The organism is Faecalibaculum rodentium (genome assembly GCF_001564455.1).
GTDB classification, from domain to species: domain Bacteria; phylum Bacillota_I; class Bacilli_A; order Erysipelotrichales; family Erysipelotrichaceae; genus Faecalibaculum; species Faecalibaculum rodentium.
This window is the reverse complement of the sequence record NZ_CP011391.1, coordinates 535,532-561,246: the sequence shown is the minus strand read 5'-3', so window position 1 is coordinate 561,246 and position 25,715 is coordinate 535,532. Positions and strand designations below refer to the sequence as shown.

At 46.2% G+C, this 25,715-nt stretch carries 25 protein-coding genes, 1 tRNA gene and 1 pseudogene; 25 read left to right on the top strand and 2 right to left on the bottom strand.

From position 1 onward, the window contains the following. Positions 1–5 precede the first annotated feature (5 nt). From aalo17_RS02795 to aalo17_RS02700, 20 genes and pseudogenes are all read left to right on the top strand, one after another. Positions 6–545, top strand: coding sequence for a hypothetical protein (locus tag aalo17_RS02795; protein ID WP_067555328.1), 540 nt, complete (start codon positions 6–8; stop codon positions 543–545). Positions 546–617: 72 nt separating this feature from the next. Further along, positions 618–1,025, top strand: coding sequence for a PrgI family protein (locus tag aalo17_RS02790; RefSeq protein ID WP_075885629.1), 408 nt, complete (start codon positions 618–620; stop codon positions 1,023–1,025). Next, positions 946–3,615: a VirB4-like conjugal transfer ATPase, CD1110 family gene (locus aalo17_RS02785; protein WP_158507691.1), complete on the top strand. Its 2,670-nt coding sequence runs from the start codon at positions 946–948 to the stop codon at positions 3,613–3,615. Before aalo17_RS02790 ends, aalo17_RS02785 begins: the two co-directional genes overlap by 80 nt. A gap of 1 nt (position 3,616) precedes the next feature. Beyond that, entirely contained in the window at positions 3,617–4,273 is a 657-nt protein-coding gene (locus tag aalo17_RS02780; protein ID WP_067555319.1) for a hypothetical protein, read from the top strand. Positions 4,274–4,285: 12 nt separating this feature from the next. Then, positions 4,286–5,203, top strand: coding sequence for a hypothetical protein (locus tag aalo17_RS02775; RefSeq protein ID WP_067555316.1), 918 nt, complete (start codon positions 4,286–4,288; stop codon positions 5,201–5,203). An 8-nt stretch (positions 5,204–5,211) separates the two neighbouring features. Further along, the gene (locus aalo17_RS13000) at positions 5,212–7,386 is read left to right on the top strand and encodes a CHAP domain-containing protein (protein WP_082743205.1); all 2,175 of its coding nucleotides are present in this window, start codon (positions 5,212–5,214) and stop codon (positions 7,384–7,386) included. Position 7,387: 1 nt separating this feature from the next. After that, on the top strand, positions 7,388–8,134 hold the full coding sequence (locus aalo17_RS02765; protein WP_067555311.1) for a hypothetical protein: 747 nt from the start codon (positions 7,388–7,390) through the stop codon (positions 8,132–8,134). 3 nt (positions 8,135–8,137) lie between these two features. Then, a complete protein-coding gene (locus aalo17_RS02760; protein ID WP_067555308.1) occupies positions 8,138–8,884 on the top strand; it encodes a hypothetical protein in 747 nt (248 codons plus the stop codon). A 227-nt stretch (positions 8,885–9,111) separates the two neighbouring features. After that, positions 9,112–9,411, top strand: a complete 300-nt coding sequence (locus tag aalo17_RS02750; RefSeq protein ID WP_067555302.1) for a hypothetical protein — start codon at positions 9,112–9,114, stop codon at positions 9,409–9,411. A 573-nt stretch (positions 9,412–9,984) separates the two neighbouring features. Further along, positions 9,985–10,533 carry a DUF6431 domain-containing protein gene (locus tag aalo17_RS13280; RefSeq protein ID WP_289757595.1) on the top strand — a complete coding sequence of 183 codons (549 nt, stop codon included), beginning with the start codon at positions 9,985–9,987 and terminating at the stop codon, positions 10,531–10,533. Between the two features lie 3 nt (positions 10,534–10,536). Further along, entirely contained in the window at positions 10,537–11,226 is a 690-nt protein-coding gene (locus tag aalo17_RS12555; RefSeq protein WP_145907455.1) for a transposase family protein, read from the top strand. Beyond that, positions 11,136–11,966 carry a transposase gene (locus aalo17_RS02735; RefSeq protein WP_236940526.1) on the top strand — a complete coding sequence of 277 codons (831 nt, stop codon included), beginning with the start codon at positions 11,136–11,138 and terminating at the stop codon, positions 11,964–11,966. The genes aalo17_RS12555 and aalo17_RS02735 overlap by 91 nt, the downstream gene beginning before the upstream one ends. Positions 11,967–12,069: 103 nt before the next feature. Beyond that, positions 12,070–12,525: pseudogene (locus tag aalo17_RS13275) on the top strand (type III toxin-antitoxin system ToxN/AbiQ family toxin); the annotation flags it as partial. Positions 12,526–12,639: 114 nt separating this feature from the next. Continuing rightward, complete coding sequence (locus aalo17_RS12995) at positions 12,640–13,641, top strand: IS1595 family transposase (protein ID WP_067554381.1); 1,002 nt, start codon at positions 12,640–12,642, stop codon at positions 13,639–13,641. Positions 13,642–13,689: 48 nt separating this feature from the next. Continuing rightward, complete coding sequence (locus tag aalo17_RS02725) at positions 13,690–14,694, top strand: ArdC family protein (protein WP_067555290.1); 1,005 nt, start codon at positions 13,690–13,692, stop codon at positions 14,692–14,694. Positions 14,695–14,696: 2 nt separating this feature from the next. Beyond that, positions 14,697–15,839, top strand: coding sequence for a DUF3991 and TOPRIM domain-containing protein (locus aalo17_RS02720; RefSeq protein WP_067555287.1), 1,143 nt, complete (start codon positions 14,697–14,699; stop codon positions 15,837–15,839). Positions 15,840–16,057: 218 nt separating this feature from the next. After that, entirely contained in the window at positions 16,058–16,420 is a 363-nt protein-coding gene (locus aalo17_RS02715) for a helix-turn-helix domain-containing protein (protein WP_067555284.1), read from the top strand. Next, complete coding sequence (locus tag aalo17_RS02710) at positions 16,417–16,818, top strand: hypothetical protein (protein WP_067555281.1); 402 nt, start codon at positions 16,417–16,419, stop codon at positions 16,816–16,818. Before aalo17_RS02715 ends, aalo17_RS02710 begins: the two co-directional genes overlap by 4 nt. 312 nt (positions 16,819–17,130) lie before the next feature. Next, the gene (locus tag aalo17_RS02705) at positions 17,131–17,739 is read left to right on the top strand and encodes a recombinase family protein (RefSeq protein WP_067555277.1); all 609 of its coding nucleotides are present in this window, start codon (positions 17,131–17,133) and stop codon (positions 17,737–17,739) included. 28 nt (positions 17,740–17,767) lie between these two features. Then, a complete protein-coding gene (locus tag aalo17_RS02700; protein ID WP_082743201.1) occupies positions 17,768–18,529 on the top strand; it encodes a transposase in 762 nt (253 codons plus the stop codon). 172 nt (positions 18,530–18,701) lie between these two features. Here the strand turns inward: aalo17_RS02700 and aalo17_RS02695 are convergent, their stop codons facing one another. Further along, positions 18,702–18,917: a hypothetical protein gene (locus aalo17_RS02695; protein WP_067555271.1), complete on the bottom strand. Its 216-nt coding sequence runs from the start codon at positions 18,915–18,917 to the stop codon at positions 18,702–18,704. Positions 18,918–19,753: 836 nt separating this feature from the next. Here aalo17_RS02695 and aalo17_RS02690 point away from each other — a divergent pair. Further along, the gene (locus tag aalo17_RS02690) at positions 19,754–21,046 is read left to right on the top strand and encodes a recombinase family protein (RefSeq protein WP_067555268.1); all 1,293 of its coding nucleotides are present in this window, start codon (positions 19,754–19,756) and stop codon (positions 21,044–21,046) included. Between the two features lie 327 nt (positions 21,047–21,373). Here the strand turns inward: aalo17_RS02690 and aalo17_RS02685 are convergent. Next, a tRNA-Asn gene (locus aalo17_RS02685) sits at positions 21,374–21,449 on the bottom strand. Positions 21,450–21,555: 106 nt separating this feature from the next. Between aalo17_RS02685 and aalo17_RS02680 the strand changes: the two genes are divergently transcribed. The 4 genes from aalo17_RS02680 (at position 21,556) to aalo17_RS02660 (ending at position 25,645) form a co-directional block, all read left to right on the top strand. Then, the gene (locus aalo17_RS02680; RefSeq protein ID WP_067555265.1) at positions 21,556–22,428 is read left to right on the top strand and encodes a Cof-type HAD-IIB family hydrolase; all 873 of its coding nucleotides are present in this window, start codon (positions 21,556–21,558) and stop codon (positions 22,426–22,428) included. After that, entirely contained in the window at positions 22,428–23,351 is a 924-nt protein-coding gene (locus aalo17_RS02675; RefSeq protein WP_067555262.1) for a calcium/sodium antiporter, read from the top strand. The genes aalo17_RS02680 and aalo17_RS02675 overlap by 1 nt, the downstream gene beginning before the upstream one ends. 75 nt (positions 23,352–23,426) lie before the next feature. After that, positions 23,427–24,617 carry a MalY/PatB family protein gene (locus tag aalo17_RS02670; protein ID WP_067555259.1) on the top strand — a complete coding sequence of 397 codons (1,191 nt, stop codon included), beginning with the start codon at positions 23,427–23,429 and terminating at the stop codon, positions 24,615–24,617. A gap of 110 nt (positions 24,618–24,727) precedes the next feature. Next, entirely contained in the window at positions 24,728–25,645 is a 918-nt protein-coding gene (locus aalo17_RS02660; RefSeq protein WP_158507689.1) for a serine hydrolase, read from the top strand. Positions 25,646–25,715 lie beyond the last annotated feature (70 nt).

Here is a 25,715-nt window from a genome sequence, read left to right as displayed (position 1 = left end):
TTAGTATGGACGACAGAATATTCTTTTCCGCAAGACAGGTTGTGGTCGCTAATAAAGTCGTGGATCCTGCTACCGGTCGAATTGCCTATAAGCCGTTTTACCACTCGACAGTCAGAAATCCCGATGGCTCCAGAAAACGGTATGCCAAAATATGGATTCCAGATAAAGACCATCGCAAGTTTACATTTACTGCAGATGAAAACGGGTTGGAAAGGAATGGAAGAAGAGGCTATATCCAGGTTCCCTACGAAAATGTCAGGACTATCACTAAGGATGGCAAGAAGACCTTGCAAAGCTTTTTGATTATCAATAATGCTTCTGAAGCGGTCTTTACAGTTTATTTTCAAAACCACCGAGATAAAGTTACTGGAAAATTTGATCATCCGCAGTCATGCAAGGTCTCTTTGAAAGAACTGAAGCAAATCTTTGTCCGCAGGGAAATCGATGTGAAGCGAGATCTTGGACTCGATAGACCTAAGCCGGAAAACAAACAGGAAAAGGCTAAATCCCCGAATCGCAAAAAGGATTTGGGAAAAGCAAGATAACAACGTCATCACATTTTTTACCCATAATCGGTAGCAAGATTGCTACCGATTTCTTTTTATAGGAGGTAGCTATTGGAAAACCTTTATGTCTCAATCCCCAAAGATATAGATGAATACGAGAAGAAACTCTATATGGGAATAACCGCCAGACAGCTTGTTTGGATTGTCATTGCATCAATTGTTTCGCTTTTTATTTTCTTCTTATGCAGCCTAGTGCATCTTTACGATTTCGGATTCATTCTCTGCTTTGTCTGCGGACTGGCAATCTTTTCTATAGGGGGATTCAGGAAATGGCATGGCCGTCCCTACGATGAATTTCTGAAGTCAGTATTCAGATATTATCGCCGTACTCAGAGAATCACATTTTGCAAACCCATCATCATGAGAGGAGGAGATGAGCATGATCGGACGAAAAAAAGTCGGACTGACCGCAAACTCAACAAGCAGTATGCCAACGAACAAACAGCCTGGGATGAATAAAAAACTCACCAGAAAAGAGAAAAAGAATGAAGTAGTACGGATTCGATCTGTACAGAATGCTTTTAAATACAACCAGATGTTGAAGAACGGCGTCTGCGTTATGGATGATGACCTTTACTCTATGTCTATTCTGTTTTCAGACACGAACTTTTCAATGGCTCCGGAGGAGACAAAGATCAATATCTTTACGCGTTATATGGAGATTCTGAACTCTCTGTCCACTGACAAGGCAGGAATCTCGTTAACGATTAATAATCGGCTAGTGAATGAAGAACAGTTCCGAAAAAAAATGATCATCCCCCTGGCTTCTGATGGACTGGATGATTTGCGGATGGAACTCAATCAGCAACGCCTGGACGATCTGTCAAAAGGTCACAACAAAATTGTGGCTGAGAAAATTATGACAGTCACTGTTAATGCCGATAATGTCGTTGAGGCAAAACGCGACCTCGATAAGGCTGCTTATGATCTGGAAGGTAGTTTTCAGAGTTTGGGCTCGGAGTGCTCAGTCATGTCCGGCAAGGAGAGACTCGAAACTCTTTACAGCGTAATTAAACCGGGAAAACACCTGGATTTCGAATACGAATATCTGGGCCCTGGAGATTCTACCAAAGATTTCATCTGCCCTTATGCGATGGACTTCGGGGAATCGCCGCAATACTTTCGGATGGATGATCGCTATTGTCAGGTACTATATCTCAGCAGCTGGGCTACTGAAATGACAGAAAGCTTCTTTGAGAGCCTCATGGCTTTGGAACACAATCTGATGATTACTCTTCACATGTCTGTTGTTCCACGTGGACAGGATGTCTCTCATATCCAATACATAATCGATGACATGCGCGCAAACCGTTCTAAAATGATCCGCCGTGATCGTCGTCAGGGTGGTGACGGTGATGTCCCCGATCAGATTGAGTTTGAGTATCAGCAGGCGATGGAACTGCTAAAGGATGTCCAAGAACGGAACCAACGGCTCTTCCATGTCCAGCTTCTCGTGATGATCAACGCATCGTCTAAAGATGAGATGGATTTTGTGTCCAAAGACGTGCAATCGGTTGCATCGAAACGCGGCTTCCAGTTCTTGCCTATGTCTTATGAGCAGGAAGAGGCGTTTAATGCTGTTTTACCGATCGGCCGACCTAAAGACAAGCTCGGTCGGACAACAGTGTCCAAGGTGTGCTCAGTGATGATTCCCTTTACGACCAAAGAAATCAGAGCCAACGAATCCCCCATCTACTACGGATCCAACCCTATAAGTCGGAATATGATTCTGGCCAACCGGCGTGAGCTTGCGAACCCCTCTGGCTGGATTTTAGGTAAACCCGGTTTTGGTAAGTCCTGGTCCGCCAAGGAGGAGTCCATGGCTGTGCTGCTTCAGAATCCGAATGCTGATATTTTCTTTATTGACCCCCAGGGTGAATACCGCCACTTGGCAGAAGAATTAAACAAGATCTCAATGCGAGAAAAATTCACTGTGCTTAAAGTGGATATGATGAGTAATCTGCATTTCAATCCGTTCGAGGTAGACTTATCCGATCCAGAATGGCTGAAGCGTAAATCAGAATTCCTGCTATTTGTGATTGCAGAAATGATCGGTCAAGGTGAACTTTCTGCCACTCAGAAATCTCTGGTGGACCGCATTGTACATAAAGTCTATCAAGAGTACACAATGGCGCTTGAATCAGGCCATGAAACGCGAGTCCCGACCCTGAAAGATTTTTATAACAAAATGAATGAATATGCCGAAGAGACAATGAACCCGGTTGCCGCAGATATTGCCGAGTCGCTATGGATTTTCGTTAATGGTTCCATTGATCTATTTGCTCATGAATCCAACGTTGACATGAGCAGTCGCTTCATTGTTTTTGATATATCGGAACTGGGTGACAGCATCCGAACGCTGGCAATGAAGGTTATACTTGAAACCCTGGAACAAAGAGTCAGAGAAAATCACCTCTCTGGTAAACCAACATATGTCTATATTGACGAGATTTACCTGCTTCATAAAGATGCCTATAGCGAAAACTTCCTGAACGAGTTTTGGAAATGGTGTCGCAAGTTTGGAGGAGTCGTCACGGGAATAACGCAGAACGTGTCCGAACTGCTAGAAAGCACACAGGCTACTTCAATGCTGTCCAACTCTGAATTCTGCATCATGCTTGCTCAGGGACACGACGATGTGCAAAAGCTTCAGATTCTTTTCAACCTATCAGATGAACAGGCAAGATCCCTGCTTTCCGCTGGTAAAGGTTCTGGATTGATTAAATACGGGACAACGATTATTCCTTTTAAGAACAGCTTCCCGAAAGATACTCGTCTCTACGAAATCTGGAACACAGATCCGCGTGAGCAGAAACGTATCACAGAGGCAAAAAAGGCGATCCGCAAGGCTGTTATTAAGCCCGATGATCACCCTCATCATTACGATTCGGAATCTCCGAAGGAGAAAACCAGTAGCAAGATTGCTACCGAATATGTGAAAGAAGCGGTAATAAAAGCCCCAACTAAAAAAGCAGAGGGTTCTGCTGATCCGGTTGTGAAAGCTCCAGTCTCAGTTGTCAGAACTGGGTATGATCCAAACGAGTATTAGTATGTTGCGCCTTAAAGATGGAGAAATCAAAATCCAACTGGCTGAATTGTCAAACACAAGAGACTTAGATTGCGATGAAGATTTGATTTGCGCGGATCTTGCATGGCTTTACGTTCAACACGAACGGAAGCTCAAACGGGTCGGCTTCTCTTACGAAAAACACGGTTCTTCTTTGTGTCTGAAGGAAATCACAGACATTGTTACAGTTGAGGATCTCCCGAAGGGTGACGGAAATGTAGAGACGCAGCTTACTCCTGAAGAAAAGGAAATAGCAAAAGAATTATTTGCGGATATTCTTAATACAAGAATTGGTCATCCTGAAGGTTCTCCGCGAGAAAAGGCGCAGTTCTGTCAGGACAGAGCGGGATTATGGTGTGTAAAAAAACCAGGTCTGCCGATGACACGATTTCGGTCCAAGCTGGCCGCAGCTCTTTTTATGACAGACTTTCCTATCGAGCTGGCAGATCGAGCTGACAGTGTTCCGGAGCGGATTCACCAAGCCGCACTAGAAGTAGTTCCAAAGGAGCTAATGTCACAAGACTGGTTTCAACTGATGCAGCCGCAGTCTGTAACTCAAACGACAGAAGATCAAGGTGAGCTACAGCAAAAAAAGAGTTCGGATCACTCAGCTAAAGGGTTGGCCCCTTGTTTCCGTTAGAGGAGGGATTGGATGGAATGGAAATCGCAGATTGCCGACGATGTCAAACGGTATATCAAGTATGGCTTGATTGGTCTTATTTCTTTTATTGGAGCCGGTTTGGCTCTTTTTTTTCTGACTCGTCCAGCTGCTGATGTGGTTTTGGCCAGAACGGAAATCAATTTTGGAGAGCAGATCAAAACTTCAGATCTTGTCGAAAAGGTCGGCGATTTTCTTGTAAAGGAAGAGCAACGTGTGGCACCAACAGTGATTCAGCTCACTGATTTTTCGGTGTCGATGACTGAACTTGACACCACGGTTCTAGGGGATCAAGAAATCCGCTTTTCCTTTTCTAAGGACTTCCCGGATGTTGTAAAAAAGGTGCGTGTTGTTGACAGGGAGGCGCCGGTTATCACTCTGCATACAGAGAACATGGAATTCACAATTGAACAATTCGAAAGCGAAGATCTCATGTCCTATGTTTCAATCGCCGATAACGCTACGAATACAGAGTCGCTGACAGTTCAAGGAAAAGTTGATGGAACCATTGTCGAGGGATCTGATCTTGAATACCAAATTACCGCTGCAGATGAGAGCGGAAATAAAGCTTATGCCGTTTTAAAGATTCATATCAAGGAGCCAGAAAAAGAACCTGAAATTGAAGAACTTGGGGATATAAGTGAAAAGCCAGATAGTGTTGAAGAGCCCGCTAACCAATCCCCTTCCGCGAATCAAACCGCTTTACCTGTTCCCTCTGCTCCGAGCTCTTCTGTTGTACAGCCATCTCATAAGCCCTCCAATAAGCTGTACCTTTTCTCCGATGGATACACCATGGCTAACGTTACAGGGGCTTGTATGGCAGATTTGCAAACTTCACCTTATCCAGGTGCATGCATTCCCTTGCAAGATGCATCAGGGATCTATACAGGGATGGAATTGAGATTTGATTAGAAAGGAGCATGATGTCAGAGATTTTCAAAACACGAGGCGAAAGACTAAGCGAGAATGCTGGCTCATTACTCGACAAAGCTCAAAACAATGCCTTTGCCTCTGCAGCTGAAATCGGATCTCGAAGTCTTAAAAGCATCGCAGATGGCAGTTGGGCTTCGCTGCAAACTTTATCCAGGGGCGCTCACCAAACGGTTGATTTGTCGCTGAATGCAGCCAACAAGTATACCCGCGATATATATGACGTGGGACAACATGGCAGAACAGATCTGACTGAAGATGCCGGCAGTTTCATACTTGGACATTCAGCAATGGGAATTCGAAATGCAGCCAGAATGAGCAATATCCCTATCAGCCTTGCTGAAAAAGGAATCGCCCATGGTTTATACAACGAAAAACGCTTAAAGAAGGAAGCAGTCAAAGGAACAGAAATTCTCAAGGATAATCCAAACGCGGCAAGGCATTATTACGAAATCGTAGCTGGAAAAGACAAAAAAGAATCACTAGTTTATAGTGACCGACTTGCCTGGAATCGATATGAAGATAATGGAATTCACGGTTTGGACGTTAAAGGTACAGCTGCTATCGACAAGTATTCGGCTAACCGCGCTCATCGAATGAGGGACAGAAAAAACTGGCTGTTAGATAATGCAAGAGAGAGGAAGAAATTTCATCCAATCCGATCTACCAGAGATACAGTCAGCAATCAAAGTCGAAAACTCACCACCAAAGCAATTCAAGGAGGTTCTCCTCAAGATACAACGAATGCAACAGTACTCCGTTTTTACAATCTGGCCAATTCACGCCCAGTAAAAAAGACAGCGAAAAATGTAGTTTTTCATCCTGTCAAGACGGCCAAAAACGTCGCAACATTGCCACTTCTACCAGTTAAATGGGCTAAGTCGGCGCTAGGACTCCTGCGGTCCCTGATTGCAGGGATGTTTTCTGCTTTATCAACAGCGCCGGTCATTCTAAGTCTAATTGCGGTGGCTGCCCCCTTACTCTGCGCAATACTAGCAATCACAATGATTATAACTACAGTTTTGAGTTTCAATAGTTATTCTGTGCCTATCGAAAGTATGGCATCAATGTCTTATGCAGCAAATGCATTTATTTATGAAGCCAAGAAACGCAACTGGCAAGATAACGCTATTATTGGATCCCTAGCCTATATACTCCAAGAAGGAGCAGCTAAGGGAACCTTTACATATGAGAATTACTACTGTATTCCGGGTCCATCAGGTCAGCTTAACGATACAACAATGGACAACTCAGCCTGGCTATCTTGGATTAATAAAAGCACCACAAAGAACAGATACTACGAAGCTTATTATAAAAACAACACAAGCCGATATGCTGCAATAGGTCTAGGATTGCTGCAGGACTCAGATGTTTGGCCAAATCCATCTACACCAGACATAAAGGAAGCAGCAAATGCTACTAGACTGATCAATTTTGCGAAAGACAAAGGCAAGAGTTGGCAGGATCCAGAGACTCAAATGACATGGATTTTTGAAGAAAGATTTAAGCCGGAGAGTCTCCCTTTCGATACTGCCGGAATTGATCCCACAAAAGATAACTTAAGCGCAGAAGAATACTGTAAAAGAGTTGTTGCGGGGATAGGAATGCCGGGAATGGTTTGGACAGCTGTGCCATTCAATGACCCGCATGTCCAGCAAGTTGGCGCTGCACAAAACTATCTCAACAATTACAGTGGGTTCTCGTACTGGTCTTCTCCAGTTATGGGCGATTACACCAGTACACCAAATTTCGGAAATGCCGCCGCTTATAGAGAAGGGAATCCATACTACACTCCTGTTCTGACGGGACAATGTACATGGTTTGCGTGGGGACGTTTCTTCGAGCTTTATGGCTTTGACCCGGGCTTTCGTGGTAATGGAAATCAGTGTGCAGCACAGTTGGTCAGCACACATCCAGATAAATTTGAGCTTAGCTATACACCTGCGGCGGGGAGTGTGTTCTCTGGCATTGGTGTAAACCATGTCGGAATCGTTACGAGTGTTCGAGATGGAATGGTAACGATTGATGAGGGCAATGTTGGAAATCGCGCAGATGGCACATGGGAAACTGCAATCAGAGTCTGGACTAGTCGAACTCTCCCCTCAACTCAACTCTCTGCGGAGCTTGGAGGAGTAATGTATGCAGTGCCAAAAACTGGAGTGTAAAATGAAAAAAGTAATTATTCGAGCAATCCTCATTTTAGTGGGGGTTGCTCTTTTATCTACAACATGTCTTTTGATTAGCCAATTCATCCAGGCAAGTAATCCATTAAAAATTGATTTGATGGATGGCATCGCTGTTCGATATTCCGGATGGAATGGTGAGGGAAATGCGGAGACTGTGCATACAGGGATCAGCTACACAGGAAATGACGAGGCAGTCTTGAAATTCATTGACACAATACAAATTTCTGTGAGTCCCAACTCACATTTGAGTAATGGAGACACGGTAACTGTCCGTGCTATCTACAGCGACAACGCTAGAAACCTAGCCAATGTGGAAGTAGTCCAAGACGTAATGACCTGTACGGTTGACGGTCTAAACGGAGAGTCAATCATCTATGAATATGACGACAATCTTAAAGAGACTCTCACAATTGATGGATATGAAATACCGGACAACTTTACTACAGATGAGGAAAGACAAGCCTATGTATCTTACATGAAGTCTCTGGACGGAAAAACAGATGTAGCGGAGCCTGAAATCTCTGAACAGTGGTACATCGGAAAGTCAGAAAATCCAACAAATTTTGAGAGTACCACCTTTTGGACAAAAGATTATGGAGCGTACCCAAAAGATGCCTATTATGCGGCACTCGATTTTGGATACAGTAGTAGCCAGCCGTTTAAGGTAGAATCTGTCATGTCCGGGGGACATGTTGATGGATACCGAACAGTTTTTTCAGAGGACTAGGGTATGAATGCAGCTGCTAGACTATTTATTCGCAATCAGTATTTCAATATCGACAATCTGTTTAGAAACTTCGATCCTGAGAATATCAAATGGCATTTAAAAGTAATGCTATATACTCCGGATTATAGCTGGTTTAATACGTGCGCTATCGCCAGTAATGATAGCTTCAGGAGAAGTGGCTTATATCGCGCCCAACCGCTGGATGAGTGGTCCCAAGAATCACCAGAAGGTGTAACTGATAAAGATTTCACCATCCTCTTCCCACTGCTTGATCAAAGCGATCCGAGAATAACTTTTGCTCTCGAACAGCTATATACCGTTCGAGATTTTAATATGGCAGATGAAATTGATACCGAAGATCCTCCGTTAATCCAGGACGTTTTGCGATCAGGCAGATTTTCCGATCTTAAAGAGGCTCTATCTGAAGGCTGGAGGAAAAGGCTAATGGAGTCCTGGCTTTCTAAATGCAAATATTATAAATGTGCCAATGACGAAGAAAAGAGATTCTTGGAGAATTGCTATATTTATGCATTCAGCAGGACTGACCTTGCTGAACAGCACGATCTTGATTGGAAACTTTCCAGAAAGCCAGAAGACAGTGTTGCCCTTTATCGTGCAATGCACCAAATCATCTGTGACTATCCAGGTATGATTGCTTCTTGGCTGGTGAGTTTGCAACAGTCCAAATCTATGCACAAGAAGAGATTATCTGCTGCAGTCTTGTCGTCAATCAGAAAGGGGCAATCGTGATTCGAGTAACTTATGAAACTAAGCCTATCCTCATGACCCTGTGCGGCTGCGGCTTGGATAGAGAAGATGCTATACAATTCTTGAAGGATGTACGCTATGACGATTACAATGGGTTTGGGAGACATTTCGTGACAGAACTGATCGAGGAGCTGTCTGAGATAACGGATTCTGATTACAGGAAACTCGCCAAATTCTTATATTGAGAAATAAGGGGAAAAGGAAATAGTATGAAAAAGAAAGTTCAAATAGTCGTTACCACAGAATTTGATTCTAACGAAAGAAAGAAATTCGAAGATTTCTTTCAGGCAACCGAATCTATGGTGGGCGTGGAAGATCAGATGAACCTGAGTTCAGCAGAATGTGAGGTTGAAGATGATGAACCGGGTGTAACAACTTGGGGATTTGAGCAGGATGAGCTTGGTCGTATTTCGAAGACTACTGAAATCATGACGCTTTTTCCGAAAGATATATATAATGGCGACTATTCTGATCCCATCAACTTCATGATAGGCAACTTAGAAGAATAGGCATTTTCCCGCGTAGTAATGAGAAAACGTGTAAGACCTCTAGGGGTTATGCTTTCTATCGTATAGAGCTCATCAAATCTTACTGAGCTATTTGCAAGCGGGATGTAATATGGTATTCTATCTATAGTAATTGGCAAAGCTCCGCCAACTCATCAGAGAAAAGTAGAGCAGGTGAGAAATTTGAGCGACTCTGGCTCCGCGCGAAACATCGTGAAACAGAGAAAGACAATTCAGTATCTGAATTGTCTTTTTTGAATATCCAAAGATTTGTGAGGTCGAATCAAGCCTCCAAATTTAATCAGTAAAACTGAAAAGGAGTTGTTCCTGTCCTATCCAGCCTGTGAGGTGGAAGGTCAGAACAACTCCTTTTATCTTGAGGTCTTTTCGGTCACAATACACTGTATAGAAAGAAAAAGAGACAGTGCAATCTAGTTTCGACCCTACTTTGCTCTGTCCCACCGTTAGGCAACCTTTACGTTACAGATAATCACATGGGTTTTCAAGAAGTTTGTGTCCCCGAAAGACAAACGCCTGAATCAGATACGATCACTTTCCGATATCTCAAGTCAGGAGATGCTGCAGAGGATCTATGACCTGCTTTTCCAGGCCTTCTGCTCCAGTGAAAAGCTCTTCGTCTGCCCTTTTTGCGGTCATGATCTTCACTGTCACGGTAGTGTCCCCCGCACCATTAAGCTGCCTTGTGGTACTTTCACCATCTCAATAAGACGCGTCCGTTGCCCACACTGCCGCCACGTCCACCGGGTCCTTCCCGATATTTTCATACCCTATTATCTGTTTTCCAGCGAAGATGCCTCCATGGCCCTGAAAAAGTCTGCTGCAGGGGAGCCGCTGCGCCTGGCGGATTTCTCTCCAGATACTGAATCCTCATCCCTGTACCGATTCGTACAGGATTTTCGTCGTCGGTTCCCGGAATTCCCATCATCCGGTTTCAGGAGCTTCTTTTCTCTTGTTCCAAAGTTCATTCAGCGATTGCAGTACGAAACCAATGGTAGTTCTGATACATCTGTATCCAATGGGGCCCAGTGGGGAAAGACCATGGTCTTTCCAACCTTCCTCTCATCGGAATCTGTTCCGCCTTCCGCCATACTGTCATCGAGGTGATGAATGATGGCTGTAAAAGTCAAAAATTCCCTGGAAAATACAGCTCTTGAACTGTTCGGTCTTGATGCTTCCAGGGTCCAGAACATATCGACCTCCCCTGGCATCGGTCAGATGCTTGTGGAGGTCACTTTGGTTCCTGCGTTTCCTGAATGCCCCCGATGCGGTGGTCATAACATCGTCGTTTTCAACTACACTCCCCGTGTGATAAACCATGATGTCCTTACAGACCGCAAATGCACTCTCATCTACAACGCCAGGCGTTACAAATGCAAAGACTGCCACCGCACCTATGGTGAAGACAATCCCTTCGCCATGAAAAGACAGCGGATCTCCATATTGACAGGAAAAGCGATCATCGAAGATCTCAGGTCTCCAAATGAAACTTTTGCTTCTGTAGGAGAGCGTCATCACGTTTCAGCTACAACAGTGATGAAGATATTCGACATGTGTGTAAGTTACCCTGTGCCGGTGAAACTATGCAGGGTGATGCAGATCGACGAAACATATTCCTTCAAATCTGATGATTCAAAATATGTATGCATGCTCCTGGACTACGATGCCCAGTCCCCGGTGGATGTGCTCCCTTCCAGGAAAAGGAGTATCTGGCAGCTTATTTCCGAAAGTTTCCCAGAAGCGAGAGAGACAGAGTGGAGTACATCTCGTCCGATATGTACAGGCCCTACAGGGAGATAGCTGCGACTTTCTTTCCCAAAGCGATATTCGCCGTGGACAGGTTCCATGTGGTCCAGGAATATACGAAGAACCTGAACAGAGTGAGGATCCGTGTGATGAAAGGAACTCGAAAAGGGTCTCCGGAATACTATCTGCTCAAGCATCAGAGTGAACTTCTGGGGATCAGGCCTGATGCCTGGTACAGGGACAGGACAGGAAAGAAGATGATGATATTTGATCCGGCAGCACCCAGATCTTATGTCAGCGGACTGAAGAGGCAGATGAACAGATATGAACTGCGTGAGGCACTGCTGGATACGAGCCCGGACCTGAGGAAGGCGTATCACTTCCGGAACCGGCTGTCGGAGTATTACAGAAAAGAAAACCTGAGTACTGCAGAGGAGGAGCTCAGATCTCTGATTAGAGATCTAGACAGTACAGGTGTGGAGGAACTGCAGAGTTTCGCTGACACCCTGCGCAACTGGTTCAGGGAAATCATCAATTCGTTCCATATCGTCAAGCAGGAATATGTGGTCGATCCGAAGACCGGGAATGTAAGGCTGAAAGAACATCGCCTGACCAGCTCGATGATAGAGAACAGAAACAAGATCATCAAGATGATCAAACACAATGCGAATGGATATACGAACTGGGAACGGTTCAGGAACAGAGTACTGTTTGTGCTTTCCAGGGGTCCTGAAGATGGGCATCCAGACAGACAGGATAAAGCTGTCAACAGTAGAGAGAACAGCAGCAAATAGGCTGTAAATGAAAATGAGGTCCGGACTCCTCATCCAACTGTATTGGATGTGAGAGTCCAAACCTCACAAAACTTTAGAGCGCCTCTTTTTTTTGGAGAAATACATGAGATTATACAATAATCGGATTCGTTTATACGAAATTGATAAGCAATATGCCTCCTATTTACGGTCAGTGGATTCTCGTGTTAGTGTTAAAGACCATAGGCCATTTGTAGGTATTCTTGTATCGAGTGGAAAGCAATGGTTCTGTATTCCAATAACTACTCAAGTCGTTCCTAAATCAGGCAAAGCAAGACGCAAGGATGTTACCACTATAATATTTGATAACCATCAACATCCGATCGCTGCTGTTTTATATAACAATATGCTACCTGTTTATCCGGAGTTCATCCACGACTATGAGGTTTCGGATCCACTGCTCAAAGAACTGTCTTTGACGGAACTACGCTTTTTAAACAGATTATCCATACGTGATGAAATCATCGAGAAATCTACGTCAGTAATGCTCAAATCAAAGCATTCAATGCTCATGAGAAAAATCTGTGTTAATTTTCCTAAACTCACAAAAGCAGCAAAAATTTACTTGATAGACTACCAAGCTCAGTTAATGGCTTATCACGCACAAATAGCGCCAGTAATAATGCGATACTTGAATCAGGAAGAGAGGCACCCTATGTTCAAGAAATCGCTGTTCAAAGACCTGACTTTTGCTGATATCCATACCCAGTATTCAGACCCCCATGACGCAGAACGCTTCTTCTTTGATCTGAAGTGGAAGGATGGTTTTGTGTGTTCAAAGTGCGGTCATACCCACTACACGACTGTTGTACGAAAAAACGGCTCTCTCAGAACTGTCTATCAGTGCGCTCACTGTGGTCATCAGGAATCTGTCACCGCCGGGACAGCGCTGGAAAGCACCAAGGCTCCTCTGTTTTCCTGGATCCTCGTGATGTTCGCCTATGTTATCTCCAAGACGGGAACTTCTGCCAAATACATCAGTGATCTGACAGGTGTCAGCTACCACACCACAAAACTCATGCTTCGCAAGATCAAACAGGCTCAGAAGCAGGACAACGAAACTCACATAGCCGTTGATTGCGATGCGATCGAACTGGATGTCTTTTCCTATGGCGGAAAGAAGCATGGAAAGCGTGGATGGGGAGCAGAAGGTAAAGTCAATGTGGCTGCAGCTGTGATCAAACACTATGTCTGGGACGACATGGATGGTGATGAGGAAGTATTCGAAGCCACAGATGCTGTCAAATTCAGAATCGTTCACAGCGAGAATAAGGCAGAACTGAAGAAGTTTCTGGAAGAAGAAGTCCCCAGTGACTGTGTAGTGCATTGTGACCGGAGTTCGTCCAACCTGGCTCTGGATATAGCTGGCAAACTGGTGGATGCCCAAAAGTTCGAAGTGGATACAGATCATCTGTCCTCTCTGGATCACATCATTTCCAACTTCAGAAGCAAGGTACAGGGGACTGCACATGGGATCGCACTGCAGTTTCTGGAGAACGAATTAGCAGACTTCGAGTGGAAACTGAGTCGCCGGAAATGGAAGAAAAAGAGTATCTTTGCATCACTGGGAAGAACTCTAATCAGCGGTGCTCACCAGACCCGGCAGGGTATGATCGACTACTTTAAAGACGTCCAGAAACAACTGGTTGCAGCTTAGCTTTACTGAGCTTCGTAGCCTATCAAGAAAATTTATTACGAAAGGCAAATGATGATAGATAAGAAAAAAAGAGCTGATCCTCGCCAGCAGCTGGTGGATGCATACGTTGCGTCCTTAGAACAAGGAAAGATTCCCTGGTATAAGGGTTGGACTGTCGAAAGACCATACAACATCGTTAGTAAAACGGCATATAAAGGTTTGAATCAGCTGATTCTTCAGCTGGCAGCAGATCAGGAAGAATACAAAGATCCGCGTTGGATGACATTCAAGCAGGCAAAAGATAACGGCTGGAAGGTTCGTAAGGGTGAGCATGGAATCAAGCTGACTGGCTGGGCTGTCTTTGATATTGAAAAAAACAAAACAATATCTTTGGCTGAATTTAACAGGCGTAAGAAGGAAGATCCCGATTTTGATAAAAATCGCTATCGCCTGTTTCAAGGCAGATCATTCGTAGTTTTCAATGCAGCACAAGTTGAAGGGGTTCCTGAATATGTGCGGGGGCCGATTCAAATTAAGGGTAACGAATTAATAGAAAGGCTCCCAAGCCAAATGGGCGTTGCTCTCAAACACGGAGGAGATAACGCGTTTTATCACCCCCTACACGACTTTGTGAGGATTCCTGATAAAGAAAATTTTGTTGATGATTATGTCTACGATTCAACGCTCCTACACGAACTCTGCCATGCAAGTGGCCATCATACTAGGCTGAACAGAGATCTCACTGGGAAATTTGGCTCTGAATCCTATGCAAAAGAAGAGCTGCGAGCTGAGATTGGCAGCTCTTTTTTAATGGCAGCATTGCAGATCAAACCATCACCTGCACATATTCGGCGACATGCAGCCTACATACAATCGTGGATCACGATTCTGAAAAAGGATCCGAAAGAATTGGAGGCTGCTGTCAGAGGAGCCGAAAAAATCGAAAAATACATCATCAGCGTCGGCGACTGGGAGAAAGAACTGGAAGTCACAAATGATGGGAAATTGAAGCAAAATGAAACTCCACATAAGTCTAAATCAAGAAGCAGTAAGAATAATGATCCAGAGAGGTAAAAATGGAGAACAAAACTAGTTATTGGCGGCCACCCGAAGCGGCGAATCGTCTAAAACAAGCAATCAATAAACAAATCTCCATTCTTGATCTAGCTGATAGCTTGGGACTACCCTATGAAAAGCATGGAAAAGGGACTGTACATCTAATTGACCACGATTCATGTGTTATTTTTACAGAGCGGAATTCATTTACCCGATATTCCCAAATCCAGGCTAATGGTAAGCCAGTGGGGGGCGGGCCGCTGGATTTCTACATGCACTTCACAGAGAAGAAATACTACGAAGCACTGCATGATCTAGAATCACACGTGAATGATGATCCTGTTTTTGAAGTTCATGACACACACCACGAAACGCATTGTCTTACCCCAGAAGCGCGCCATAGAAACCTAGCCGGGGAATTGTCTCAGAGAATATCGCATAGCCCTGACAATAAAGCAATGAGATATGTGTATGCATATCTCTCTAAAACTAGGCGAATAGATCCAGAAATAATTCAGGCTTTTGTTGATCAGAAATGTCTTTTCCAAATCTCTAATGATAAAGGAAAAATGTGTGCATTTGTCGGCCACGATGAGCACGGATTGATTTCTTCAATTTGTTTTAGAGGTACCAGTTCCAGATGCAAATTCATGGGCGATTTTTCGGGGTGCAACTACTCACGGGGATGGTTTTTTGATCCAACCTTTGATTTGCAACAACTCGCTTATTCGGAAGATAAGCCGCCTGCTAAACCACTGCTTTGTTTCGAATCGCCAATCGAGATGATGTCGTATATGACCATTCTTAAAGATGGAGGTTTTGCCTGGAAAGGGTTCTCGTACTTAGCTACTGGTTCAGTTACAAAAACTCAGGCAATCAGGGAAACTGCGTCCCTATATGGATGCACAGAAGTGATCATAGCCTTCAATAATGATCATGAAGAAGAGTTAAGAAGTGGCCGCAATCCAGGCAAGGAAGCTGCAGAACAGGTTGCAGAAGCCTTACTGGACGAGTGTATACTAGCTAGAGTTTTACTTCCTGGGAGCCGCAATGATTGGAATGATACCTTAAGGTCGATTAAATCTGGAGAATTAGATCAGCCTATTAAAATGCCACCATCCAAAAAAGAGGTTCGCGATAAGGGAGGGGGGCTTGAACGATAATATAGTATAAAGATGCCGGGACGTTGTGATACGATCCCGGCTTTTTTGTTTCAGATTTGAAGAATCAGGATTAGTTTACTCTCCAATCGAGCTATGACGAGAAGAAAGCATTCGTCAGGACTCTGGTTAACCGGTATAATGAAGGTCATCTTGAAGATTTCGCCATACTGATTGACTTCAAGCGTAGGGATGAGATGGAGACCGATCCTGAGGTGGTTATGGTCATTGACCTGAAGACACTTGTTTATTCTTACCGGCTGCTGACAAGTACTCCAATCGAAAAGCGTCTGGCGGATGGTTTAAAGCTGAACAGCGTAATGCAGTTCAAGGACGACAAACTCTGGGATGAAAAGCCATTCGGGCTGAAAGACCTTCTCGAGGAAAGAGGAATGTCTGTTTACCGTCTAACCAAAGATTCTGGCCTGAGCAATCGGACCGTTGAACGAGTGGTCAAGGGCGAACAGTCTATTGGCCAAATGTCTCTGGATAACGCAGATGCTTTGGCTCATGCATTAGGCTATGAAAACGCTACTGAGCTGAAGAAGGATCTGGCGTTCAGAAACCGGAGATACACGTTTTGAAAAAGCTGGATATCCATCCTGGGGACGAGTTCGGTAACTGGACTGTGCTCAAGAGAGTGGACTCCAACAGTGGCTGGACGCAGTATTTGTGCCGGTGCAAGTGTGGTGAGGAAAAGGTAGTTAGAGGTCATCATCTGATTTCTGGAAAGAGCCAGTCCTGCGGCAAGTGTGGTGCTCGATCCATTGAAAGGGTAGTCGACGCGAAGCCAAAAACAAACAACACCAGTGGCCAGAATGGAGTCAGCTGGAAGGAGAAAGACAAGCGCTGGGAAGCGTCTATCAGCTATCATGGAAAGCGCATGTATCTGGGTTATTTCGAAGACTTGGACGATGCTATAACTGCCAGAAAAGCCGCCGAGAGATACTTGGCGGTAAACAAAGGATTGCCTGATGATTGACTGTCTTTCTCTATATGACTTCTGAAAAATGCTGTTATACTTAATATACGAAAAGGATGAGCGGTGTTGGGATATACCTCTTCTATGGAGAAAACCAGCCGTTGCAGCCTTTTTTTATTTGTAGCAATCTTACGACTGATTATGTGATTCTTATGGGAGACTAAATTCAAACCTTATTCTCCCTTTTTGTGCAAAAAGGTCTCCTACTTTTTGAAGTGTGTATAAATAAGAAATATGGACCTTTTTGAATGCAACTATCTAGAATAATCTCCTTCTTCATAAAGGTGTACCTTTTTGCAGTAAACTATAGCTATGACGACAGAAAACAGTGTAATCGTGGGGTATGCCCGTGTTTCCTCTCGTGATCAGAACCTTGATCGACAAATTATGCAGCTGCTTCCGCTGATTACAAACGAGAGGTATCTCTTCCAAGACAAACAGTCCGGACGAAATTTTGATCGTCCTGAATACCAACGCATGAAAGACTTTCTTCGCCGTGGCGACACCCTCATTATATGTAGCCTAGATCGACTGGGTCGGAACGCTACGGAAATGGAAAAAGAATGGAAAGAACTGACTGATCGAGGTATTTACTTGCGAGTCCTGGATATGCCAATTCTTGACACTAAACCCGGCCAAGACACAATGAATCAACTCGTTTCCAAAGTCGTTTTTGATTTGCTCTCTTATATTGCACAGATGGAACGCGAAAAAATCCGGGAAAGGCAACGTGAAGGAATTGCAGCTGCCAAAAAAGCAGGAAGACCTACAGGAAGACCCAGAATTGAATTTCCGAAGAATTGGGCAGAAATAATCAAACAGTATGAGTCAGGGGACATCACGGCTCAAAAAGCCCAGCAAGATCTAAACCTAAAGCCGGGCACGTTTTACAACCTCTTACGCAGATATCGGAAGAGATGAAATCTTTTATATTGTTAGGAAGGGTACTATGTTACGAACAGAAAGAATTCAACGGGCAGCTACTTTTGCCTACAACGCCCATCTCCACCAATGTGATAAAGCGGGGTATCCATATATTTTTCATCTCGCAGAAGTTGCAGAACTAATGGGTGAAGATGAAGAAGCGGTGATTGTAGCCCTAATGCATGATGCATTTGAAGATACTGATTTACAATTAAGGGATTTCTCAAAGGAATGGGATCCCGACATCATCGTTGCTCTGGACCTACTCACTCGTAAGGATGGGCAATCGTATATGGATTACATTGCCCAAATCAAGAAATCCCAATGGAAACGGACAGAGGAAGGATTCCTGATTTGTCCGGAAGGAAGGGTGCTAGACCAGTATGAAGGAGACAGCACCTCAAGGACCCGAGGTGGAAACCTTCATATCAGTCAGATGTATGCGGAGAAAGGCCATTGTGAGGGATGTCCCAGACGGTCCCAGTGTTTCCGGTTCGGAGAGTACAGGAGAGTCGGAAAGAATGTAGTGATGGAGGAACTACAGAGGAAAGTGGATGAGAATCTGGAGTCTGAAGAAGGAAAAGGGCTGTGCAGGCAGAGATCTTCACAGGTAGAAGGAGCGTTCGGGATCCTGAAACAGAACCGGGGAATGACCAGATTCAAAAGAAGAGGACTGAAAGGTGTCAGGATGGAATTTCTCTTGAACTGTCTGGGGATGAATCTGTACAAATATCATCTGTTCTGGCTTAAACAGAGAGCCTGTAATTCAACGGGTAAGCTGAACTGAAAGAGAAACAGAGCGTTTTTTAGAAGTTATACCCCAAAGTTGTTTTCATAATGCCCGAAAAGAAGCCCTGGAGAAAGTTGATGGAATTCTCCAGGGCTTCTAATGCTTAAAACTACAAAGAAAGAGGCTGTACTCAGTTTCCAGCTATAAAACTGGTCTACTGTTACAGCCTCTAAAATCTTTCATCCGCATATCTCTGACATAAAGCCCTTATCTCTTCAAGTAGGTACTTATAATCATATTCTTGGGCCCTATCAAGGCGGTCCTTCAGCTCAGGGCTGCAGTTCAGGAATCCGCTCAATTCGTTTGGCTGCATATCGCGAACTATAGCAGTTTCTTCAATAATCCTTTGAAGATCATACTCTTTGATAGATGTCGGTACTTTCATAGCTCCTCCATAATACATTTAAATTATTTAAAAAGCGATCGGGTGGCCAGTTCAAGACCACCCGATCAATCTTAAAATATATGAAGATATAATAGCGCTTAAAACCGCTACCAAAAGTTCTCCCAAGAGAGAAACTATACATTTTTTATATGGCATGTCTCGCCCCCCGCTTTCTGTGTCGCGGGAAAAGATAACATAGGTTGTTGATGTTGTGCGGTTTTTTTACGGATTTTTGCCGAAGTTTCTACAGAGGACAATTTGCAATCTATATGCTATTATACTAGTGGCTTAATTCGTAGAGCCACATCGGCCGGGGCACTTAGAGTGGTACTAAGTGCTCTTTTTTATAAAAAGCCAGCAGGTGGTATCTACTGGCTCATGGGCTGGCTGGCTTTTATGTGTTCCTGTCCAGCCACCTGCGGATATACTCGGCTAGTAGATCCGCCACGACAGCAACAATTAATTCGTAGAACCTATTCATCGGCAATCACCTCCTTTGGCCGTTAGAGGTGAATAGCCAGCTCCAAAAGCTTACCATATAAACTGAAGTGCGCGAGTATTTAATTTCTCATCGGTATTAACAAAGTGGCCAATCTCATTGAAGACGACTGGCCACTTTGTTTTTTAAAACTTTTTTTGATTTCTACAATGGATTTTTTCGATTATCAAGGTACTTAATAGGTTACTTATAGTACCAATTAAAATGCCAGTGATAATCGTTATGATAATTTTAGTTAGCATTCCTCCCTCCCTCGGTGAAGAATATAACTTTGCAGATTTATGATTTTATTTTATCACATATATTTTATTTATTGTAATATTTTTTGGAGGAATTTATGAGTTTAAAATTTACTGCAATTTATCTTCGGGTATCATCCCGGGAACGGGCATTAGAAGGTTATGGATTAGAAGCGCAAAGAGAAAAGTGCGATAAATGGATCGATCTATATAATATCGACAGCAAAAATGTACGCTATTACGTTGATGACGGTTATTCCGCAAAAAATCTTAAACGCCCCAAAATGCAAGAACTGCTAAAAGATATTCGTTCCGGGAAAGTCGGCAAGATCATTACCTATAAATTAGACAGGCTTACTCGTAATGTTGTTGATACATATAACCTGATCAAAGAACTGGATCTGCATCAATGTGAGCTGGCTGCAATCATTGATAACCTCGACATCACATCAGCAAACGGCAGGCTGTTTGTAGGGATTTTATCTATCATCGCTCAGTGGGAACGAGAAGTCATTTCAGAGAGAACCATTGACGGTATGGTTGCCATGGCACAACTTGGAAAATACCCATTCGGATCCACACCTTTTGGATGGTGTAAAGATGAGTTCGGGCGTCTGCACATCGATCCGACTGATTCTAAAATCGTCCTATATGCAGCTGAACGCATCCTGGAAGGTCATTCTCTCACTTACATTTCGTCTCTCATTAAACGGGAATTCGGTATCTACAAGTCAGCTCTAACTATAAAAAAAGAGCTCTCAAATGAGCGCTTGATTGGAAAATTTAGGTACCGCGAGAATGATTACATCGGGCTGATACCAGCCATAATGGAAGAAGATAAATTTATGGATCTTCAAAAAGTCTTGGCTTTCCGTCAAATTCATGCCCCAAGGCACCGGAAATATATATTCCATTCTAAAGTCTACTGTAAAAACTGTGGATGTAGGATGGAACAGTCCTGTACGACCAAAGGTACTACAATATATTATTACTACTGCTGCCCGCACTGTAAGGCACGGATCAATCAAGATAAGCTGTTGAAATCTGTTCTTGATCCGATCTGCGACAATATGCAGTCCCTCCGGGAAGAAAGATTGTATAGAGAATACGAGAAGAAGATGATCGATCTCAATACCTCTATAGAGAACGTTATGATGCAATATCAAAACCGCGAACTTTCACAGCAAGCTTTTGCATTGGCCATGGAGAGCCTATCTGACCAAATGGCAAATCTAAAAAAAGGATGGAGTATCGCTTCATTAAGTAAAGATACATTCCACAAATCAGATCCCTTATTGAAGTTCCAGTTTGTTCAATCGACCGTGGCCAAAATAGTGTTTGATCCGTTCACAAAAAAACATCATCAAGTCGAATTCAAAAGAGTTCTATAATTTTTATGAGTTACATGACTGAGAAATTGTATCTCAGTCGTTTTATTTTTTATCTTATCCGGTGTAGAATGATTGCAAGAGCAAAAAGCAAAAAAAAGGCGGCCCGCCCAGCAACCTTTTTTTAATAGTGAACAGTAACCTTGTTCGTTTTGATTTTATCTTGTTTGACCTCGCAAATCAAGCAAGAATTTCTCACGATATGCTACTGGTCACTACCAGTAGCTTTTTGCATCTTATAAGAGCGCTCGTGCTTTTTGTATGATGCAAATTAAGGTCTCTGTACCCTGTAAACAGAGCCGCATTATGCGGCCCTGTGCAGTGTCTAAATGGCGCCTGAAACAAGACTCGAACTTGTGACCTGCCGGTTAACAGCCGGATGCTCTACCGACTGAGCTATTCAGGCATTTCCTCAACTGCTCTATTAGAATACCATCGACTTACGCGGGTGTCAAACAACTTTCGTTGAAAAAAAACCACAATCTCGTCATAATTTCCCTGAGGTGAATGCAATGCTGAAAGCGATCATCATGGATATGGACGGGACCCTGCTGGCCCCGGGCGATCATATCCTTCCGGAAACGAAACAGAAGCTCCTGGAGCTGGAACGGCAGGGAGTGACCCTGATCCTGGCCTCCGGGCGAAGCTATACCAGGCTTCTTCCTTACGCCGACCAACTGGACATGGCAGCCAATGGCGGCTATCTCATTGAAGTGGATGGCATTTCCCTGTACGACATGGGCGCCGGTGAGCGTGAGGTTCTGCGGCGGATGGACCCCTCGGAGATCCGAGAAGTCTATACTGACCTCATGCATCTCAACTGCGAGGCCCAGGCCTGCTTTGACGACGGCTTCTTCGATTATTTTGACGAAGACATCCGCCGGAAAAAGGAACAGCTGCGCAAAGAGCGGAACCTCCCCGACGACTTTCCCTGGACAGCCGGGCCCTGGGACTGGCTGGCGGACCTGCGCAGCGGCTACCCCAACCAGACCTTCGTGCACAGCGCAGAGGAAATCAACCGGCCCATCAACAAGATCCAGCTCATGCAGGATGAAGATAAAATCAGGGAAATCTACGACTTTCTGATCCGCAAATACGGAGACCGGTTCGAGATTTTCCGCACCTGCCCGCGGCAGCTCGAAATCCTGCCCAAGGGCTACTCCAAGGGCAAGACCCTGAAACGCCTCATGGAGATGAAGGGCTGGAACAAAGACGAAGTCGTGGCCTTCGGGGACGGAGAGAACGACGTGTCAATGTTCGAGGTCGTGGATGACAGCTTTGCCATGGCCAATGCCCGGGACTTCGTCAAGGCGAAAGCCAGGTACGAAACCGCGTCCAATGCCGACAACGGCATCGTCCAGGGACTGGAAAGGCTGGGTGTCTGATGGAATACCTTCTGCTGATTGCCGGCTTTGCCCTGCTGATCAAAGGCGCTGACTGGTTTGTGGACGGTGCAGCCGGTGCCGCCGCACGAATGCGGATCCCCACCGTGATCGTGGGCCTGACCATCGTCAGCCTGGGCACGTCCCTGCCCGAGCTTTCGGTGAGCCTGAACGCCGCCATACAGGGCAGCAACGCCCTCGCGCTGTCCAATGTCGTTGGCAGCAACCTGTTCAACACCCTGGTGGTGGTTGGCTGCAGTGCCCTGATCGCCCCCTTTGTCATGGGACGGGAAATCCGGTACCGCGACACGACCTGGAACCTGGGGATGACGGCTCTGCTTGCCGTGCTGTGCATTGGCGGGACGCTGACCCGTTTTCGGGGCGTGATCCTGCTTGCGGCCCTGGCGCTCTACCTGGTGATCCTGGTGCGCGCTGCGATGGCCAGCCGGAAAGCCACGCAGGATGCCCCGGCCAACGAGACGCCGGTGTGGAAAATCCTGCTGCTCATTGCAGTGGGCGTGGCCTGCATCATTTTCGGGGGCGACATGACCGTCAATGCTGCCAGAGCCATTGCCCTGAGCTGGGGCTGGAGCGAGGCGCTTGTCGGGCTGACGATCGTGGCCATCGGCACGTCTTTGCCGGAGCTGGTCACCAGTGTGGTGGCAGCGAAAAAGGGAGAAGCCGGACTGTCCATCGGCAATGCCCTGGGATCGAACATCATGAACATCGGGTTCATTCTCGGTCTCTCCAGCGCGATCCATCCCATTGCCGTGGTGCCGGAGAACATGATCGACATCTGCATCCTGCTGGCTGTGGCGCTGCTGATCGTGGTCATGGCCTGGCGGTCGGACAAGATGAACCGCCCCCGCGGATGGCTGTTCCTGGGGCTCTATCTGGGCTACTTTGTGTACATCCTGCTGCGGTGATTGCTGCCGCAGACAAAGAGAAAGACCAGAAGAAAGAACCGAAACCAAAAAAGTAAATCAGAAAGGGATTATGAAATGAAAGAAGACGACCGGGAACAAACGTACGATTTCGATGTGATTCATGAACGCAGAGGCACCAACAGTGCCAAATGGGATGGCACACCACACCCCGATATCCTGCCGATGTGGATCGCCGACATGGATTTTGCAGTGCTTCCCGAAATCCAGGAAGCCCTCGGGCACCGCGTACAGCATGGCATCTTCGGCTATGCCTGGCCGGATGACTCCTACCGCGAGGCAGTCTGCGGGTGGATGAAACGCCGGCACGACCTGGAGATCCGTCCGGAGTGGATCCAGTGCTCCAATGGCGTGGTGACGGCCCTGAAAACCGCCATCCAGGCATGGACCGAACCGGGGGATGAAGTGGCGGTGATCACCCCGGTTTACTATCCTTTCTACAAATCCATTGAAGGAAACGGCAGGATCGTCCGGCCGCTGTCCCTCACACTTCGCGATGGGCAGTATATCCTGGAGGACGAGGAACTCCGCAAGCTGGACGGGGCGAAACTTCTGCTGTTCTGCAACCCGCACAACCCGGCAGGCAAAGTCTGGACCAGACAGGAACAGGAGAAAATCGCGGATGCCTGCCGCAGATATGACGTAAAGGTGGTCAGCGACGAAATCCACGGAGATTTCATCCGCCCGGGTGTCAGGATGGTCCCGTTCTGGAACGCGGCTCCGGATGCCAGGGACTGGTCAATTCTCTGCACCGCGCCATCCAAGACCTTCAATCTTGCCGCCCTCTGGACGTCCAACATCCTGATTGCCAATGACGACATGCGCAAGGCCTTTGCGCTGGTCATGGACCGCAACGGAGCCGGCAATCCCAACATCTTCGGGATCGATGCCTGCCGGGCAGCGTATACATTCGGGGATGACTGGGTGGATTCCCTCAACGCCTATATTGACAGCAACTTCCGGTTCATGAAAAACTATCTCTTGACTGAACTCCCGCAGCTGCAGATGATCGAACCTCAAGGCACCTACCTGGCATGGGTGGACTGCCGTGCCCTGGGCATGGACGCCTCACAGCTGGAGACCTTCATGAAAGAGAAAGCCCGGCTGCTGCTGGACGAAGGCGTGATCTTCGGCCAGGCCGGAGCGGGCTTCGAGCGGTTCAACGTTGCATGTCCCAGATCCGTGCTCAAGCAGGCACTGGATCAGCTGCGGGATGCCGTCAGAGAACTGGACCTGCAGGCAGACTGACTGATGCATACAAGATCCACAGCAGACCCGGATCCCGGCTGGACCGGGCCTGCGGCGTTTTGCGCCAGGTGGCTGCAGGACAGCCGGACAGATCCGGACGGGGTGATGAAATGAGAAACCAGCCACAAACAATCAGAAAGACATTGTGCACCGCACTTGTCCTGACGCTCCTGGCCGGCTGCGGAACAGCGGGGCGGGTTTATGATCCGCCCACAGAACTGCCCCGTGTCACAGAGAACCCCAGCCTGTCGGAAGTGGTCGTGGGCCAGGACACCGTCCTGCTCCAGCAGGCGCTGATGGACTTGGTCCAGGATGCGGACAGATCCGGTGCAGACCTGGCCGGCACACCCCCCAATGAATTCATTTCCATTTATTACGAGGACCTGGAGTCCGGCGACATCCTGTCCCTGTATCCCGCCAGCTACTATCCCTGCAGCATGGTGAAACTCGTGTGTCTTGCGGCGGTCTATGATGCGATTGCCGACAGCGAGATCCAGGAAGAGGAAGTCTCGGATATGCTCGATGCCATGATCGAGATCAGCGACAACACCTCCTACAACGTACTGGCACAGCTCGCCGGCTCCGACCGCATACAACACATACTCGAAGCCGCAGGTACCCGGAATACCGTGGTCAACCACGGACTGCTTCCGGGGGATGCCTATTTTGAAGGCGACCCGGACCTGCCGGACAATACCGCGACCGCCGAAGACATGGGGAAAATCTTGCGGTACATCCACAACTGGCCGGATGAAGAGATCCGCGGGAAGATGATCGAACGGCTCACCCGATGTGAAGACGACAAAGCCCTGGTCCAGGGACTGCCGGCAGAAGTCACCGTGGCGCACAAAACCGGCTGGGCGGACGGGCTGTATCATGACGGCGCCATCGTGATGGAACCGGATGGCGGCACGTACATTCTCGTGGTCATGACGGAAAACGCCCCCATGGAGGAATTATCGCTGATTGCGGAAACTGTCACCGGCTTCCGTGGCCGCAAAATGACTGAAGAAGAACCCGCTGCCTGAAGGCTGCAGCCCCCGATGGAGAAAAAGACCGCACAGGTCTTTTTTTTCATGCTCCGCATTTCGTTTCATG

Bases quoted from the DNA above. Each gene is read 5' to 3' on its own strand.
- aalo17_RS02795 (WP_067555328.1), top strand. From the start codon at position 6: ATGGACGACAGAATATTCTTTTCCGCAAGACAGGTTGTGGTCGCTAAT.
- aalo17_RS02785 (WP_158507691.1), top strand. From the start codon at position 946: ATGATCGGACGAAAAAAAGTCGGACTGACCGCAAACTCAACAAGCAGT.
- aalo17_RS02780 (WP_067555319.1), top strand. From the start codon at position 3,617: ATGTTGCGCCTTAAAGATGGAGAAATCAAAATCCAACTGGCTGAATTG.
- aalo17_RS02775 (WP_067555316.1), top strand. From the start codon at position 4,286: ATGGAATGGAAATCGCAGATTGCCGACGATGTCAAACGGTATATCAAG.
- aalo17_RS13000 (WP_082743205.1), top strand. From the start codon at position 5,212: ATGATGTCAGAGATTTTCAAAACACGAGGCGAAAGACTAAGCGAGAAT.
- aalo17_RS02765 (WP_067555311.1), top strand. From the start codon at position 7,388: ATGAAAAAAGTAATTATTCGAGCAATCCTCATTTTAGTGGGGGTTGCT.
- aalo17_RS02760 (WP_067555308.1), top strand. From the start codon at position 8,138: ATGAATGCAGCTGCTAGACTATTTATTCGCAATCAGTATTTCAATATC.
- aalo17_RS02750 (WP_067555302.1), top strand. From the start codon at position 9,112: ATGAAAAAGAAAGTTCAAATAGTCGTTACCACAGAATTTGATTCTAAC.
- aalo17_RS13280 (WP_289757595.1), top strand. From the start codon at position 9,985: ATGCTGCAGAGGATCTATGACCTGCTTTTCCAGGCCTTCTGCTCCAGT.
- aalo17_RS12555 (WP_145907455.1), top strand. From the start codon at position 10,537: ATGATGGCTGTAAAAGTCAAAAATTCCCTGGAAAATACAGCTCTTGAA.
- aalo17_RS12995 (WP_067554381.1), top strand. From the start codon at position 12,640: ATGTTCAAGAAATCGCTGTTCAAAGACCTGACTTTTGCTGATATCCAT.
- aalo17_RS02725 (WP_067555290.1), top strand. From the start codon at position 13,690: ATGATGATAGATAAGAAAAAAAGAGCTGATCCTCGCCAGCAGCTGGTG.
- aalo17_RS02720 (WP_067555287.1), top strand. From the start codon at position 14,697: ATGGAGAACAAAACTAGTTATTGGCGGCCACCCGAAGCGGCGAATCGT.
- aalo17_RS02715 (WP_067555284.1), top strand. From the start codon at position 16,058: ATGGTCATTGACCTGAAGACACTTGTTTATTCTTACCGGCTGCTGACA.
- aalo17_RS02705 (WP_067555277.1), top strand. From the start codon at position 17,131: ATGACGACAGAAAACAGTGTAATCGTGGGGTATGCCCGTGTTTCCTCT.
- aalo17_RS02700 (WP_082743201.1), top strand. From the start codon at position 17,768: ATGTTACGAACAGAAAGAATTCAACGGGCAGCTACTTTTGCCTACAAC.
- aalo17_RS02695 (WP_067555271.1), bottom strand. From the start codon at position 18,917: ATGAAAGTACCGACATCTATCAAAGAGTATGATCTTCAAAGGATTATT.
- aalo17_RS02690 (WP_067555268.1), top strand. From the start codon at position 19,754: ATGAGTTTAAAATTTACTGCAATTTATCTTCGGGTATCATCCCGGGAA.
- aalo17_RS02680 (WP_067555265.1), top strand. From the start codon at position 21,556: ATGCTGAAAGCGATCATCATGGATATGGACGGGACCCTGCTGGCCCCG.
- aalo17_RS02675 (WP_067555262.1), top strand. From the start codon at position 22,428: ATGGAATACCTTCTGCTGATTGCCGGCTTTGCCCTGCTGATCAAAGGC.
- aalo17_RS02670 (WP_067555259.1), top strand. From the start codon at position 23,427: ATGAAAGAAGACGACCGGGAACAAACGTACGATTTCGATGTGATTCAT.
- aalo17_RS02660 (WP_158507689.1), top strand. From the start codon at position 24,728: ATGAGAAACCAGCCACAAACAATCAGAAAGACATTGTGCACCGCACTT.